We start from the raw sequence: 14248 nt of genomic DNA on the forward strand, positions 1-14248 counted from the left end.
TCTAGCCTTGCGGTTGGCGCAGCGCCTCGACCTCGGCCGCCGGAATTTCGTCGCCGGTTTCGAGGATCAGGATCGTCTGGCCCGAAACGACCTTGGCTTCGACGACTTCGGAGTAGACCGACATCGGTTCCTCCGACATCAGACCCCGCGTGTTGTAGCTTTGCAGGGTGAAGCTGTATTCGCCGGGCGGGAACAGCGACCCGTTGTCGTCAAGCCCGGCCCACTGGACCGAGGTGTCGCTTGGCGAAAACTCGACCCGGTCCACGATTGAGCCGGCCGCGTTCTTGACGACCATGAAGGTCTGCGTCGCGCCGGTCGGCGGGTGCGGTATCACCGTGATCGGCTCCATATCGAACTGCGCCGACACGCCCGCCCGTGCTTCCATCCCGACCCATCCGGCCAGGTCGGACATTGACATGACGCCAAGCTGGGTCTGCAACGCCTTGAGCAGATCATTGGTCTGGACCTGCTGCTCGACGCCAGAGAACGTGGCCAGTTGCACGGCGTAGTCCGAGCTTTCGATCGGATTGAGCGGGTCTTGGTTCTCCATCTGGACAGTGAGCATTTTCAGAAACGTCTCGAAGTCCGACGAGATGGCCGATTTGGATTTGGGGTCTTCAGAGGCAGCGCCGGACGCGGCGGATGCACCATACGAGACGGTCGTCGAGGTCTGCGAAAGCTCCATTCTATGTCCTTTCAGGCTGTCAAAGACGAAGGTCGACGCCGCCCCGTGCGGCGTGCGCCGACAGGTTGGCGTTCGGGGGCTGCGCGTCCTCCGATGCGGGGCCTTGTCCGGCAGGCGTTGCCGGATCTCGTGACTCGTCGGATTGACCATCCCGCCCTTCGCCGTCGTCGAAGGCGAAATTCAGACTGTCGTAGCCGAGATCGCGCAGGTCCTGCTCGAGAAGCGCGAGATTGCGTTTGATAAGATCGAGTGTTTCCGGGCGATCGGCGGACAAAGACACCGAAAGCGTGTTGCCGTCGCCGTTGAAAGACAGGTTGAGGCGACCGAGTTCTTCGGGCCGCAGGGTGACCTCGAGCGTTCCATCACGCGAGGCGCGGATCACATCCGCCACCTGCTGGGCGACGAGGCGTGGCGTTTCCGGGCGGTTGAAGATCTGTAGTTCCGGCCCCGCGCTCCGCCCAGTCTCCGAACGCGCGTGTTCGGTTCCCGACACCTCCGCGATGATCGGGTCGGACGTGACGTCGACAGGGGCGCCCATTGTCTCGGCCATCGCGGGCATTGCGGGAGGCGGCGTGGTTTGAACGGCGGGCGAGCGTTGCGTGGACGGGGCCTCTGGGGCCGCGGCTTCCGTGGTTTGTTTGGGGTCGATCGGGTCTGACGGTATCTCCGCACGCTCGCCTTCGGTCGCGTCTTGGCTAATCAGGTCTGGGCGTTGCGTGGACAAGACACCTTGCGTTGGGCTGCCGCTTTGTGTCGCTTTGGGCTCTCCCGTCTGAGGGTTCCCCGCGATCTTTTCCGACGAATCCGCGGCGGCGTTCTCAGTATCGGTCGCCCCGCCCGTCGGGATCGTAGTTGGCTCAGGGCGATGGCCCGGAACGGAAGATGGGGCTGTTGCTGCGGGAGTTGCTGCAGCTGCGAACCCCTCCTGTCCTGGCGGTGTGGCGATCGTATTTACCGCGGGCTGAGCGTCGTTTTCGGCGACGACCGGGCTCGGCGCGACGAGGGCGGAGGTGTCCCGTAGTAATGCTGGTGCCGGCCTGCGGTCGGACGCCTCCGAAGCCGTCGACGTGTTGGAAACAGGGTTCCCGGTGGGCACGGTGGCCGGCGATTCCTTGTTGTCGACCGGGGTCGTCAGATGCACAGAAGGCCCAGACAATGCCCGCGTTGCCTGAACTGGCTCTGCCGGGATGAGTGACACCGTGGCGTCCGCCGGTTCGGGCTTCGCAGCAAGTCCTTGAATTCTCGCGTGTTCCGAAACCATCGCGAACCCTAAATGCGGCGACGTGGCGGGTTTGCGGTTCGCATCGGTCGTGCTCGCCATGTCCGGCGCTGCTGCATAACTGCCTTCACTCTCTTCCAGCGTCGGCTCTGCCTCAGCTGACTTGGCGTGGCCCTGCCGTGTGTCCTCACCTCCGGCCTTGGGGCCTTGCGCGGCTTGAAACGCGTCGTCGAACGCGGTGCCTTTCGGGGCTCCGGTTTCGGGCGCATGGTCAGCGCGTCCCTGTTTGGGCGCCATGAAGGCGATATTGGTGACGTCCATCGTCGCTCCGGGAATTCTGTCTCCGAGTGGCGCGATACTCCCCCACAGAAATTACCGAATCTTTACCGGTTGCCGTCATCCTTTGCCGAAATGCCCACAATTCGACGGAACCGACGATGAACCCGGTCTTGCCAGTCTCACCGCGACCACCTTTTCAGCCCGCGCCCGTTTCTGCGGACGACAAACTGCGCGAGGCCGCGAAGGAGTTGGAGGCGACATTTCTGTCGGAAATGCTGAAATCGGCAGGACTTGGCGAGCTTTCCGAGACGTTCGGCGGTGGGCCGGGTGAGGAACAATTCGCGTCGTTCCTGCGTCTGGAACAGGCGAGGGCGATGGTCGAGGCCGGGGGAATCGGTCTGGCCGAAACCCTCTTCGAAGCCATGAAGGAGCGTGCCGATGGGGCTGTTTGATGGATCGGGCACTCTCGCCGCTCTGGATACCTTGCTGGACCGCGAAAAGGCGCTGATCCTGAAAGGCGATATCGAGGGCGTTCGGCGTCTCGCGCCCGAGAAAGAACGCCTCTTGTCGCGGATCGGGCGCAATCGGTTCCGGCGTGAACGGCTTGAAAACCTGCGGAAAAAAGCCGATCGGAACAATGAACTGCTGGCCGCGTCGGCCCGAGGTTTCAAGGCCGTTCAGGAGAAGCTGATCGCGCTGCGCGCGGCGGGGGGGCAGCATTCGACATACGATCGGGAAGGGCACCGCGCACGCATGGGAAATCGCCCGACGGACTTCAACAAGCGGGCCTGACGCCCCGCAAGTTCCGCGCTTTCGCCTAAAATCCGACGCAATCGCATTTCACACGTTCACTGTTCTTTTAGCACTCCGGCTTCAGGTTGCTCGCGCATCCTGAGGGGGTGGCGCGGACCGGAAACCGAAACGGAGACCGGCGTCCGCAGAGGTCAGAATGGCTCTGGAACCTGCCCTGAGCGGGCGGACCTCTAACCCGGCGTGAAATCTGCGCCGAACGACTGAAGGAACTGAAAATGGCGACCTTCCACGCCCCACCGTGGTGTCCTTCGCCACTGACCTTTTTGACCTTCTTGATGATGGGCGCATTGGCTTGCGCACTCATCCCACCACACCTCTCTATTCACCCGAGGTCAGGTGTAGGTCTCGCCAGTTAAGCTGCGGTTTACGGATGCCCCGGCAGGGACATTTCTTGCTTCAGGGTTAACGGCCTGTGTCAGAGCAGGTTGTCCAAGCCCCGCAGCAGCCCGGTGATCCCCATCACCTTCTGCGCGGCCAACAATGTGCCCGGCACGAGGATGTCGGCCGAGTGGCTATCGGCATCGTGCGTGATCGTCAGGCGCGAATTACCCGCCGCGAAGGTGCTGGTGACGGTCGCCGAATAGCTCGGCATCCGGATCGAATGGACCTGAACGCCGTTGACAGAGCCGCCGCGCAATCCCGGCTCGCCCTTGACCGTCGCGGGATCGACCTCGAAGGCCGGTTTCTTGATGTCCCCCATGCGCTCGGCCAGTTCGCGGGCCGTACCGGTCGGGGCGTCGGTCTTTTTCGGACGCGAGTAGTCGATGATCTCGAACCAGTCGAGGTATTCCGCCGCCATCAACGAAAACCGGGTCATCAGTGCGGCCGTCAGGGCGAAATTGCCGGACGCGACGACACCGAGCCGGGCCGCGCGTGCCGCGTCGTCGATCTTGGCGTAGTCCGCCGCCGTGAGGCCGGAGGTGCCGATCACCACGCGCCGTCCGGCGTCGATCGCCTGCATCGTGTGCGCGAACACAGCGTCGGCTTGGGTATAGTCCACGAGCACGTCGAACTCGGCCTCTGTCAGCGCCTCGGCCACCGTGGCGAAACAAGGGGCGCCCTGCACCTGCTCACCCGCGCTGGACCGCGCGACGCAGGCGGTCAGGTCAAAGCGGGGGTCTGCGGCAAAGGCCGCCGCGATGGTTCCGCCGCTCAGGCCGGTCGCGCCGGCCATGCAGATGCGTTGCACTTGGTTCTCCCTCTTTTTCGGGGGCGAGATTGCGATGTCGGTCAGTATGCCGCAACCCCTGTCGCCGCGCAGGCCGGCATGGTCCCCACGGGCCACGCGTATCAGCGGGACAGGTCGGCCTGATAGAGTTTGACCTTGATCCCGCCGTTGTCGATGACCGGGCCCGAAGTCAGGTCGAACCCGGTGGCGTGGGCCAGCGCCTGATCGGAGGTGACGATACCGACCCGCCAGCCCCGGAACCGTTCGGCGAGCACCCGGCCGAGCGTCCCGTAGAGCGCGTAGAGTTGCCCCTTGTTCCCGATGCGGGTGCCGTAAGGCGGGTTCACGATGACCAGTCCGGGCTCACCCTCGGGTGGCGTCAGCTCCGATAGCGGCTGGCAGCCGAAGGTGCAGATCTGGTCGACCCCGGCCGCTTCGGCGTTCCTGCGCGCGCCGTCGATGGCGCCCTGATCCCGGTCGTAGCCGTAGAAGCGCTGCATCGGCGTCGGACCCGAGCCTGCCCGCACGAGCGTCGCGAACCCGTCCGGGTCGAACGTAGCGAGGCTCTGAAACGCGAAGGCGCGGTCCCGTCCGGGTTGCAGATCCGCTGCGATCTCGGCGGCCTCCAGAAGGAACGTGCCGGAGCCGCACATCGGGTCGACGACGGTGTGGCGTCCGTCATATCCGCAGGCCCGCAAGAGGAGCGCGGCGAGCGTCTCACGGATCGGGGCCTTGCCGGTCGTGACCTTGTGTCCGCGCTTGTGCAGGCTCTCGCCCGAGGTGTCGACGCTGATGGTCACCAGATCGCGATCGATCCGAACCTTGATCGCGACCTCGGCCTCCGGGCTTATCGGCGCATCCATCGCGGCGGAGACGGCTTTTTCGACCCGTTCCGCAGCGGCGCCCGCGTGATAGATCTTGGACTTCCGGTTGGTCGCAACCTCGACCTTCACCGGCACATGCGGTTCCAGCGTATCGCGCCACGGAAACTTCCGTGACCGCTTGTCGAGCTGGGCCAGATGGAACGCCGGAAAACTCCCGAGCCGGACGAGTATCCGGGTCGCCCCGCGAAGCTCCAGATTGGCGCGCCAGACTTCTGACCAGTCGCCCCTGAGGGTCACGCCCCCCGGTTCCGGCTTGCCGCGCTTGAAGCCGAGGGCGGCGCATTCCGCTGCAAGCTGCGGCTCCAGCCCGGGCGGGCAGACGGCGAAGAAATCCAGTTCGGTCATGGGATGGGATTACGGCATCGCGCCGCCAAGGGGAATACGGCGCACCGTCAGGCGCGTGTTTCCGGCGTGTCGAGCCGGAACTTGCGAAATGCCGCACCGCCGTATTCGACGCCGTCCACTTCCCGCGCCCCCAGACGCGCCAGCGCGGCGATGTGGTTCCGGCTCGGCGGCAACAGGAAGGTCACGAAAGGGATGCGTGGGTGGCGGGCGGCCGCGTTCAGACAGGCGCGCGCGATTCGGGGGCCCAATCCGAAGCGGTCCGGGCGCAGGACGAGGCCGAAATCCCATTCCTCGCCCTCTCTCTGGAACCCGCCCCAGCCTGCATAGACCCCGTCCACCACGAAGGCCCAGTGACCAAGCCCGTCGCGCCGCCAAGTCTCTTCCTTTGCGGCAACGAGTTCGGCCGATTGCCGGTCGCTCCAGTCGCCGGACAGAAGCGGCATGTGCGCCGCCACGCGCGGATCGGACATATGAGCGGTGATGTCGTCCAACGGAATGTCGCTCAGTCTGCGAAATGCGATGTCCACTCCGGACTCCTCTCGGATCGGTCCTGCGCTTCTTCGTTTCCCAAATACTTTCGGGGGGCGCCCGCAGGGCGCGGGGGCAGCAAGCCCCCTCCGCACCATCCATCAGGGCCTGCCCGGTGGGTCAATGCCCCACCGAGCGAAGCGAGGCCCCGTCGCGACGGGGGCGCAGCCTACGGCGCAATGAAAAAGCCCCGGCACTCTGGCCGGGGCTCTTCCTGCCGTCATCCCGGCGCTTACGCGGGATCCTTGATCGTGCGCAGGTAGGGCAGCTTGATATCCACATCGCCGTATTTGGCTTTGGCGTCGTCATCCGACACCGACAGCGCCACGATCACGTCCTGACCCGGGGTCCAGTTGGCCGGGGTCGCCAGCGGCGCACCGTCCGTCTTCATCACAGCGTCGAGCGCCCGCAGAACCTCGGCGAAGTTGCGGCCCACCGACATCGGATAGGTCATGGTCAGGCGCAGCTTCTTGTCCGGCCCGACGATGAAGACCGAGCGCACGGTGGCGCTGTCGGCGGGCGTGCGGCCATCCGGCAGATAGGCGTCGGCGGGCAGCATGTCGAAGGCTTTGGCCATCGTCAGATCCTCGTCCGCCACGATCGGGAAGCCCGCCTTGGCGCCCGCGAAGCTTTCGATGTCGCCCTTCCATTTCTTGTGGTCCTCGACACCGTCGACCGAGATACCCAGAACTTTCACGCCGCGCTTTTCCCACTCATCGGCAAGCTGGGCGACCGCACCGAACTCGGTGGTGCAGACGGGCGTGAAATCCTTGGGGTGCGAGAACAGGATGGCATAGCTGCCATCGACCCATTCATGAAGGTTGATGTCGCCCTGATCGGTGGGCACGGTGATGTCGGGGATGGTATCGTTGATGCGAAGTCCCATGGAACTCTCCTTTTCCAATCGTCTCTTGTCTCAAACGTAATCTGATCGTGTTTCGCTTGAAGGGGGTTGTGGCAGAATGTCCGACTTGAATCGAGCGGTTTCATGGGGTGCTGTTCCGGCCCCATGACGTAGCGGCAGAACGGCCCCGGCTTGTGCCCCCTGCGCCCCGGTGACAGAGTGCGCGCAAAGCGCAATATGGGAGGTTTCCATGCTTGAGAAACGCGAATTCTATATCAACGGCGAATGGGTCGCTCCGGCCGAAGCACGCGACCACGAAGTGATCGACCCCTCTAAGGAAGAGGCCTGCGCGGTCATTTCGCTCGCGAGCGCGGCAGATGTCGACAAGGCGGTCGCCGCCGCCAAGGCGGCCTTCCCCGACTGGATGATGACTCCGGTGGAAGAGCGCATCGCTCTCGTCGAGAAGTTCCTCGAAATCTACAAGGCGCGGGCCGAAGACGTCGCGCAGGCCATCACGATGGAAATGGGTGCGCCGCTCGATCTGGCGCGCAGTTCCCAGTGGGGCGCGGGCTATGCCCATACGAAGGCGTTCGTGAAAGCGGCCAAGTCATTCGATTGGATCAAGCCGCTTGGCGATCACGCGCCGGATACGATGATCGTGCATGAGGCGGTCGGGGTCTGCGCCCTCATCACGCCGTGGAACTGGCCGATGAACCAGATCAGCCTCAAGGTGATCGCAGCGGCCATCGCGGGCTGCACGATGGTTCTGAAACCGTCCGAAGAAAGCCCGCTGGACGCGATGATCTTTGCCGAATGCATGCATGACGCCGGGTTCCCAAAGGGCGTCTTCAACCTCGTGAACGGCGACGGCGCTGTCACCGGCGACGCGCTTACCGGCCACCCGGACGTGGATATGGTCAGCTTCACCGGGTCGACGCGCGCAGGCATCGCGATCTCGCAGAACGCCGCCAAGTCGCTCAAAAAGGTGCATCTGGAACTCGGCGGCAAAGGCGCGAACATCGTTTTCGCCGACGCGGACGAGAAGGCGGTGAAACGCGGTGTCATGCACATGATGAACAACACCGGGCAAAGCTGTAACGCGCCCTCGCGGATGCTGGTCCAGCGCGAAATCTACGATCAGGCGGTCGAAACGGCGGCAGCTGCGGCGGACAAGGTCGCGGTGGGCGACGCGCATGAGGAAGGCCGCCATATCGGCCCGGTCGTGAACGAAGCGCAGTGGAACAAGATTCAGGGTCTGATCCAGACCGGGATCGACGAAGGCGCCCGGCTCGTCGCTGGCGGCTTGGGTCGCCCCGACGGCATGAACCGCGGGTTCTTCGTCAAGCCGACGGTGTTTGCCGACGTGACCAACGACATGACCATCGCGCGTGAGGAAATCTTCGGCCCGGTCCTGACCATGATCCCCTTCGATACCGAAGAGGAGGCCGTGAACATCGCGAACGATACGGTCTATGGCCTGACCAACTACGTCCAGACGCAGGACGGGGCCAAGGCGAACCGCGTCGCGCTCAAACTTCGGTCCGGCATGGTCGAAATGAACGGGCAGCCGCGCGGGGCCGGTGCGCCGTTCGGCGGCATGAAGCAGTCGGGCAACGGTCGCGAAGGTGGCGTCTGGGGTATCGAGGATTTCACCGAGGTCAAGGCGATCGGCGGCTGGGCCGTCGACGCCGCCGAGTGACGCCGGAGTGAAAGAAGGGCAGGGTCCAGCCATTCGGTTGGGCCCCGCCGATCAAAAATGCAGCGTTTTGCGTCCATGCGCGGCTTTGCGACGAGGCGAATGGTCAGGATCAGGCCCGGGCGTTGCTCCCCGAAAAGACCGCTCCTATATCTTTAATACAATTAACGAACAGTCATCCAACGCAGCCAGGGAGCCGCGCGTTGAGTTACTCGATCAGAATTCACCCGGATCGCCGCATTGCGGTGTTCCATTTCAGCGGTGTTCTGAACCCGCAGGTCGGCAAGCAGGCGTTCCTCGACTACATCAGGATGCCGGACTTCGATCCCCATTTCGCCATGCTGACGGATGCGCGGCAGTTGAACGGCGTCGAGGCCTCGTTCCCGGAAATCGTCAGCGGTGTGATGAAGGTCATGCGGAATCTGCGACAGTTCGACCAGCCGGTGCGCAGTGTGATACTCGTCAACTCGGAAAAGCCGTTCGTCGTGGCGCGACTGCTCGATCAGGTGCTCGAACGCGCCAGCAAAATCCGCATCCATATCGCCCGTGAGGAGCATGAGGCGCTTGCGCTCGTCGGCTGTTCGGACACCGATTTCGCCCGCCTGGCGAACGCCGCCTGATCCTCGTCAGTCCAACCCCAGTTCGTCCAGCATGTGACGCCCGCGGGCATCCTCGACCTCGATCACCCACAGGTCCGGGTCGAACGACCGCTGCTTGCCGATCGACTCGTCCACGGCGCGTTCGTCGCCTTCGGCCAGAACCATCCATTTGCGCTCGCCCGTCATCAGGTCGACGCTGCGTTGAAACGCCTGCGCCTGACCGTCCATCGTGGCGAGCTTGACCAGCACGGCCCCGGCGGTCGCATCGCCCTTGGCGACGACATATGTGGAGATGCCTTCGGCCTGAAGCCGGGCGAGGTATGCCGAAACCCAGATGCCGGTCGCAAGGCGGCTCATGCGTTCCCGTCTTTGAAGTCCAGACCCATTTCCGAATAGCGTTCGGATTCTTCCAGCCAGTTCGGGCGCACTTTTACCTGAAGGAACAGGTGAATCTTTCGGCCGAGGAATTCCTCAAGTTCCGCGCGTGCCGCCTGACTGACCGCCTTGATGGTCTCGCCCTTCTTGCCGAGAACGATGCCTTTGTGCCCGTCACGGGCGACGTAGACGATCTGATCGACGCGGGCCGAGCCATCCGGGCGTTCTTCCCAATGCTCGGTTTCGACGGTGAGCTGATAGGGCAGTTCCTGATGCAGGCGAAGCGTCAGCTTCTCGCGCGTCATCTCGGCGGCGATCATCCGCATCGGCAGATCCGCGATCTGGTCCTCGGGGTAGAGCCACGGGCTTTCGGGCATCATGCCGGCGAGCCAGGTCTTGAGGTCCGCGACGCCATATCCCTTTTCAGCCGAGATCATGAAGGTTTCGACGAAGGGAAACCGCTCGTTCATGTCCTGCGTCAGGCCGAGCAGGACATCGGACGACACCTTGTCGATCTTGTTGATCGCAAGCGCGACGGGGCGATTGCGCGCCACCTCGGGCAGATGGTCGAGGATCGTCTCGACCCCCTTGGTGACACCGCGATGCGCCTCGATCAGCAGGACGATGACTTCTGCATCGGCAGCCCCGCCCCATGCGGCGGCGACCATCGCACGGTCCAGCCGCCTGCGCGGTTTGAAGAGGCCAGGCGTGTCGACGAGCACGATCTGGCTATCCCCCTCCAGCGCGACACCGCGAATGCGCGCGCGCGTGGTCTGGACCTTGTGGGTCACGATGGACACCTTCGCCCCGACGAGGTGGTTCGTCAGGGTCGATTTGCCCGCGTTGGGCTCGCCGATAAGGGCGACAAATCCGGCACGTGTGGTCATGGCAGGGGCCATAGCCCCTTTCTTTGCCTCGCGCTAGGGGGCGTGAGCGGCAAGGCGCGCGGGCGTGCGCCGGGCCGCGTTCGCATGGCGCGGGAACACGGGCCTGCAAATTGCAGCTAAATCGGTATGGTGGGGATTAGGAATCAGGAGGACCTCATGCCCGACGCCACCTGCACCTGTGGACGGGTGCGGATCGAGATCACCGGCAAGCCGATCATGGTCGCGGAATGCGGCTGCACCTCATGCCAGACTGCGGGGCAGGCCTTTGGCGGCGTGCTGACCGAGCATTACACCACGCCTTACGTCATGGTGCGCAAGGATCGCGTGCGACTTGCGTCTGGCGATGGCGCGCTCGAAGCCCGACGGTTGACGCCTGAAAGCGCGACGCGCCGGGTCGTCGCGACCTGTTGCGGCGCGCCGATGTATCTGGAATTCGAGAAGGGCCATTGGCTTAGTGTCTATGCCGCGCGGCTGCCCGCGCAGGACCGCGGCGCACTCGATTGCCGAACCATGACGAAAGACCTGCCGGAGGGTATCGTTCTGCCGAACGATGTGCCGAACCCCAAGCGACATACGCCGGGGTTCATGTTGAAACTCATGGGCGCGTGGGTCGCGATGGGGTTCCGCACACCGAAGATCGACTGGGCGAGGGAGGCCACGGGATGAGCGAGGACAAGATCGAAGTCCGCAATATCAATTCACCGGATCACATCACGCGGGTGGATCGGACAAAGTACGAGGACATGAAGCAGGCCTTGCTGAAAGTGCTGCCATCCGAGGCGCCCGGATTAAAAGTCGCCGAGGCACAGGATGCGCTGAAACCGCATCTGGACCAGACCCTTTTCCCCGGCGGCGCGAAATCCGGCTGGTGGCTGAAATGCGTGCAGCTCGACCTCGAGTTCAAGGGCGAGATCAAGCGCGCGGAAAAACCGCCCGTGCGGCTTTACAAGGTCTAACGCAATTTGGGCGGGCCGGGGTCGTTTTGCCGGTCCAGAACACCTTCGAGCCCCCAGCGGAGCCCCTGTCCGATCCGATCCGCCAGCGCCGAAAACCGCTCGGCCTTTTCGGGTGTCAGCACGTCGCGGGCCGCGGCATGGAACGTCTCGAGCCACATCGGAAAGTGCTCCGGCCGCACCTCGCCATTCGTGACATGCGCTTGCATCGGGCTGCCGCGAAAGCTGTGGTCGATCTGGAACGCCGCGCGCCAGAACCCGGCGATCTTCGCCTCATGCGCCCGCCAGACCGGCCCGTCGTCCGGTGCAATCGCCCGCGCGAAAATCGGACCGAGGACGTCATGCCGGCGCACGCGGGCGTAAAACGCAGCCATGAGGAGGTCGATGTCCTCAGCGGTCATGTCTTGTGCGGTCTCAGTGTTCATGCCGACGTTATGAACCCGTTTCTCACGGGCGTCATGGGGCGCGATGTCACACGGCCTGTGCGCGGCGTCCGGTCCTGAGCAGGGTATACAGCCCCGTGGCCACGATCAGCGCACCGCCCAGAAGGGTGATGGCGTCGGGACGTTCGCCGAAGGCCAGATAGGCGATCACCAGCGCGACCAGAAGACGGGAATAGCGGAAGGGCGCGACGACGCCGATTTCGCCCGACCGCATCGCGGTGGTCAGCGCGTTATAGGCCACGGTCCCGAACAGGGCGGCCACGACGATGGCCCCCCACGCGGCGGCGCTCGCCCCCTGAGGCAGGCGCGGATCGAAGGCCCATATGACAAGGCCCGCGACGGTCACCACGATGAATCCGAGCGTGCCCAATTGACGGCCCGAAACATGGGGCGGACTGGCACGGGTGGCGAGGTCGCGACCCGCGAAGCCCAGCATCCCGATCACCGGAAAGATGACCAGAGGATCGAACATCTCGGGTGTCGGGCGCAGAATCAGGATGACGCCCGCGAACCCGATCAGCATCGCAATCCAGCGGCGCGGCCCCACCTTTTCGGCGAACAGGAGTGCCGCGCCGAGCGTCACGACAAGCGGTGTGGCCTGAAGGATCACGGAGGTCAGCGAAAGCGACACGAAGGCGATGGACAGCGTGTAGAACAACCGCCCGATCAGTTCGATGCCCGACCGGATAAGGAGCCCGCGTGACAGGAAACTCTTCGGAAAGACCGCCTCGCCTGCGCGCAGTGACAGGATCGCGCAGATCGTCATGGCGATGAGGCCGAAGAAGGTAAAGGCCATGCCGCGCGGCACGTCCTGAAAGGCGAACTTCAGAAAGGCGTCCTCGCCCGCGAAGGCACACATGGACAGGACCATGAACAGCGCACCACGTGCATTCGGGCTCATGCCTGCGCCACCATGTGAAAGGTCGGGATCAAGATCATGCTCTCCGCTGTTCCTGCCTTCCACCTAGCGAAAGCCCGAGACCGATACCAGACCTGCCGGCTTCGAGCGCGCCAGCTGGCTTTCAACACAGAGAAATGCGTGAACCGGCCCGCGGTTATGCGCCGAGCCGTTCCAGAAGCGCCCGCGCGGCATCCTGTTCGGCCGCCCGTTTGGAATTGGCTTTTGCGCGGGCGGCTTCACCGTTTTCGAGTTGTGCCTCGATCGTGAATTCCGGCGCGTGGTCGGGCCCGTCGCGTGCGATCTCGACATAGGTCGGGGGCTGCATCTTGCGCGCCTGCGCCCATTCCTGAAGCGCGGTCTTGGCGTCGCGCGCGTCCTCTTCGACCGCGCCGATGCGGTCGCCCCAGAGCCGCACGATCATCTCGCGCGCGGCTTCGAAACCCGCATCGAGGTAGACCGCAGCGATCACCGCTTCCATCGCGTCGCCCAGCAGGGCCTGTTTGCGGCGGCCCCCCGACATCTGCTCGGACCGCCCGAGTTTCAGGACGGCCCCCAGTTCGACCTGTCGCGCGACGTCGGCGCAGGCTTCCTTGCGCACGAGCGCGTTGAACCTTGGGGCAAGCTGGCCCTCGCTCGCCTCCTTGTCGGCGGCGAGCATGGCTTCGGCCATGACGAGGCCGAGCACCCGGTCGCCCAGAAACTCCAGACGTTGATTGTCGGGCCGCGTATCCGACGAGATCGAGCCGTGTGTGAGCGCCCGGATCAGAAGTTCGGGGCGCTTGAAGTCGTGCCCGATCCGGTTGGCAAAGCCCTTCAGATCCGCCGACAGTTTCATTCGATCTTCTTGAAGAACCGGTCGCCGCGCCATGTCCAGAAATAAAGCAGGCGCTTGCCCGAGGCCGAGAAGATCACGCGGTCCACGCGACCCAGCAGGTATTCTTCCGACACGAAGCCCACACCGTTGGCACGCTGGCTCACCCGGCTGTCGGTCGAGTTGTCGCGGTTGTCGCCCATGAAGAAATAGTGGCCTTCGGGCACCGTGAACACGTTGGTCGAATCGAGCCGTCCGTCGCCCACGTTCAGGATCGAGTGGGACACGCCGTTGGGTAGCGTTTCGACGTATTTCTCTTTGATACATTCGCCGCCCTGACCGACCGGGCCGTTGGAACACAGCGGGAAGGTGCCGAAGCGGCCCTGCGAACGATAGGTCTCGACAAAGGTGCCGTCCGGGACCTGCGTCGCCTCTTCGCCGTTGATCGAAAGCACGCCGTCCTGCACCTGAATCTTGTCGCCCGGCTTGCCGATCAGACGTTTCACGTAATCGGTGTTGAGCGTGGGGTGGCGGAACACGACCACATCGCCCCGTTCCGGTTCGGACCCGAGGATGCGGCCCGAGATCGGACACATGGCGAAGGGACACGAATACTGGGAATAGCCGTAGGCCATCTTGTTGACGAACAGGAAGTCGCCGATCAGCAGCGTGTCCTTCATCGAGCCGGTTGGAATCCAGAACGGCTGGAAGAACACTGAACGAAAGATGCCCGCGATCAGAAGCGCCCAGAAAACAGTTTTGACGGTTTCCATGATCCCGTCTTTTTTCTCTTTCGCCATCTGCCCCTGCCTCCGCTT

Annotated in this window: 18 protein-coding genes and 1 pseudogene; 6 read left to right on the forward strand and 13 right to left on the reverse strand. The window is 63.9% G+C overall.

Annotation, left to right across the window (positions count from 1 at the left end; translation table 11 throughout):
• Position 1 precedes the first annotated feature (1 nt).
• Together RB2654_RS15210 and RB2654_RS22940 are read right to left on the reverse strand one after the other, a co-directional pair.
• Entirely contained in the window at positions 2–685 is a 684-nt protein-coding gene (locus RB2654_RS15210) for a flagellar hook capping FlgD N-terminal domain-containing protein (protein WP_008333459.1), read from the reverse strand.
• Positions 686–704: 19 nt separating this feature from the next.
• Complete coding sequence (locus tag RB2654_RS22940; RefSeq protein WP_083783411.1) at positions 705–2225, reverse strand: flagellar hook-length control protein FliK; 1521 nt, start codon at positions 2223–2225, stop codon at positions 705–707.
• Between the two features lie 116 nt (positions 2226–2341).
• On the opposite strand from RB2654_RS22940, the gene RB2654_RS15220 reads away from it, so the two are divergent.
• Positions 2342–2635, forward strand: coding sequence for a rod-binding protein (locus RB2654_RS15220; RefSeq protein WP_008333462.1), 294 nt, complete (start codon positions 2342–2344; stop codon positions 2633–2635).
• Positions 2622–2975: a flagellar protein FlgN gene (locus tag RB2654_RS15225; RefSeq protein ID WP_008333464.1), complete on the forward strand. Its 354-nt coding sequence runs from the start codon at positions 2622–2624 to the stop codon at positions 2973–2975. Before RB2654_RS15220 ends, RB2654_RS15225 begins: the two co-directional genes overlap by 14 nt.
• 238 nt (positions 2976–3213) lie before the next feature.
• Here the strand turns inward: RB2654_RS15225 and RB2654_RS23900 are convergent.
• From RB2654_RS23900 to RB2654_RS15245, 5 genes and pseudogenes are all read right to left on the reverse strand, one after another.
• Positions 3214–3300: pseudogene (locus RB2654_RS23900) on the reverse strand (chemotaxis protein MotB); the annotation flags it as partial.
• A gap of 111 nt (positions 3301–3411) precedes the next feature.
• Complete coding sequence (dapB, locus tag RB2654_RS15230; protein WP_202795875.1) at positions 3412–4185, reverse strand: 4-hydroxy-tetrahydrodipicolinate reductase; 774 nt, start codon at positions 4183–4185, stop codon at positions 3412–3414.
• Between the two features lie 101 nt (positions 4186–4286).
• Positions 4287–5393, reverse strand: coding sequence for a THUMP domain-containing class I SAM-dependent RNA methyltransferase (locus RB2654_RS15235; protein ID WP_008333469.1), 1107 nt, complete (start codon positions 5391–5393; stop codon positions 4287–4289).
• Between the two features lie 47 nt (positions 5394–5440).
• Complete coding sequence (locus RB2654_RS15240) at positions 5441–5920, reverse strand: GNAT family N-acetyltransferase (RefSeq protein ID WP_008333471.1); 480 nt, start codon at positions 5918–5920, stop codon at positions 5441–5443.
• 233 nt (positions 5921–6153) lie between these two features.
• Positions 6154–6807, reverse strand: a complete 654-nt coding sequence (locus RB2654_RS15245; RefSeq protein ID WP_008333473.1) for a peroxiredoxin — start codon at positions 6805–6807, stop codon at positions 6154–6156.
• 208 nt (positions 6808–7015) lie between these two features.
• Here RB2654_RS15245 and RB2654_RS15250 point away from each other — a divergent pair, with 208 nt between their 5' ends.
• Positions 7016–8464, forward strand: a complete 1449-nt coding sequence (locus RB2654_RS15250; RefSeq protein ID WP_008333475.1) for an aldehyde dehydrogenase family protein — start codon at positions 7016–7018, stop codon at positions 8462–8464.
• Positions 8465–8664: 200 nt separating this feature from the next.
• On the forward strand, positions 8665–9081 hold the full coding sequence (locus RB2654_RS15255; protein WP_040885064.1) for a hypothetical protein: 417 nt from the start codon (positions 8665–8667) through the stop codon (positions 9079–9081).
• A 6-nt stretch (positions 9082–9087) separates the two neighbouring features.
• Here the strand turns inward: RB2654_RS15255 and RB2654_RS15260 are convergent, their stop codons facing one another.
• Both RB2654_RS15260 and era read right to left on the reverse strand, forming a co-directional pair.
• Positions 9088–9417, reverse strand: coding sequence for a DUF1491 family protein (locus tag RB2654_RS15260; RefSeq protein ID WP_008333481.1), 330 nt, complete (start codon positions 9415–9417; stop codon positions 9088–9090).
• The gene (gene era, locus RB2654_RS15265) at positions 9414–10322 is read right to left on the reverse strand and encodes a GTPase Era (protein ID WP_040885752.1); all 909 of its coding nucleotides are present in this window, start codon (positions 10320–10322) and stop codon (positions 9414–9416) included. Before era ends, RB2654_RS15260 begins: the two co-directional genes overlap by 4 nt.
• A gap of 156 nt (positions 10323–10478) precedes the next feature.
• Here era and RB2654_RS15270 point away from each other — a divergent pair, with 156 nt between their 5' ends.
• Both RB2654_RS15270 and RB2654_RS15275 read left to right on the forward strand, forming a co-directional pair.
• Positions 10479–10988 carry a GFA family protein gene (locus RB2654_RS15270; RefSeq protein ID WP_008333483.1) on the forward strand — a complete coding sequence of 170 codons (510 nt, stop codon included), beginning with the start codon at positions 10479–10481 and terminating at the stop codon, positions 10986–10988.
• A complete protein-coding gene (locus RB2654_RS15275) occupies positions 10985–11278 on the forward strand; it encodes a DUF6958 family protein (RefSeq protein ID WP_008333484.1) in 294 nt (97 codons plus the stop codon). The genes RB2654_RS15270 and RB2654_RS15275 overlap by 4 nt, the downstream gene beginning before the upstream one ends.
• Here the strand turns inward: RB2654_RS15275 and RB2654_RS15280 are convergent.
• The 4 genes from RB2654_RS15280 to lepB all read right to left on the reverse strand — a co-directional run bounded on the left by RB2654_RS15280 (position 11275) and on the right by lepB (position 14230).
• Positions 11275–11700: a group III truncated hemoglobin gene (locus tag RB2654_RS15280; protein ID WP_008333491.1), complete on the reverse strand. Its 426-nt coding sequence runs from the start codon at positions 11698–11700 to the stop codon at positions 11275–11277. The two genes, RB2654_RS15275 and RB2654_RS15280, sit on opposite strands and share 4 nt — an antisense overlap.
• A 46-nt stretch (positions 11701–11746) precedes the next feature.
• A complete protein-coding gene (locus RB2654_RS15285; protein ID WP_008333493.1) occupies positions 11747–12619 on the reverse strand; it encodes a DMT family transporter in 873 nt (290 codons plus the stop codon).
• Positions 12620–12773: 154 nt separating this feature from the next.
• The gene (gene rnc / locus RB2654_RS15290; protein ID WP_008333495.1) at positions 12774–13454 is read right to left on the reverse strand and encodes a ribonuclease III; all 681 of its coding nucleotides are present in this window, start codon (positions 13452–13454) and stop codon (positions 12774–12776) included.
• Positions 13451–14230, reverse strand: a complete 780-nt coding sequence (gene lepB, locus RB2654_RS15295; RefSeq protein WP_008333497.1) for a signal peptidase I — start codon at positions 14228–14230, stop codon at positions 13451–13453. The genes rnc and lepB overlap by 4 nt, the downstream gene beginning before the upstream one ends.
• Positions 14231–14248 lie beyond the last annotated feature (18 nt).

Origin of the sequence: Maritimibacter alkaliphilus HTCC2654 (assembly GCF_000152805.1) — a bacterium.
Taxonomy (GTDB): Bacteria; Pseudomonadota; Alphaproteobacteria; order Rhodobacterales; family Rhodobacteraceae; genus Maritimibacter; species Maritimibacter alkaliphilus.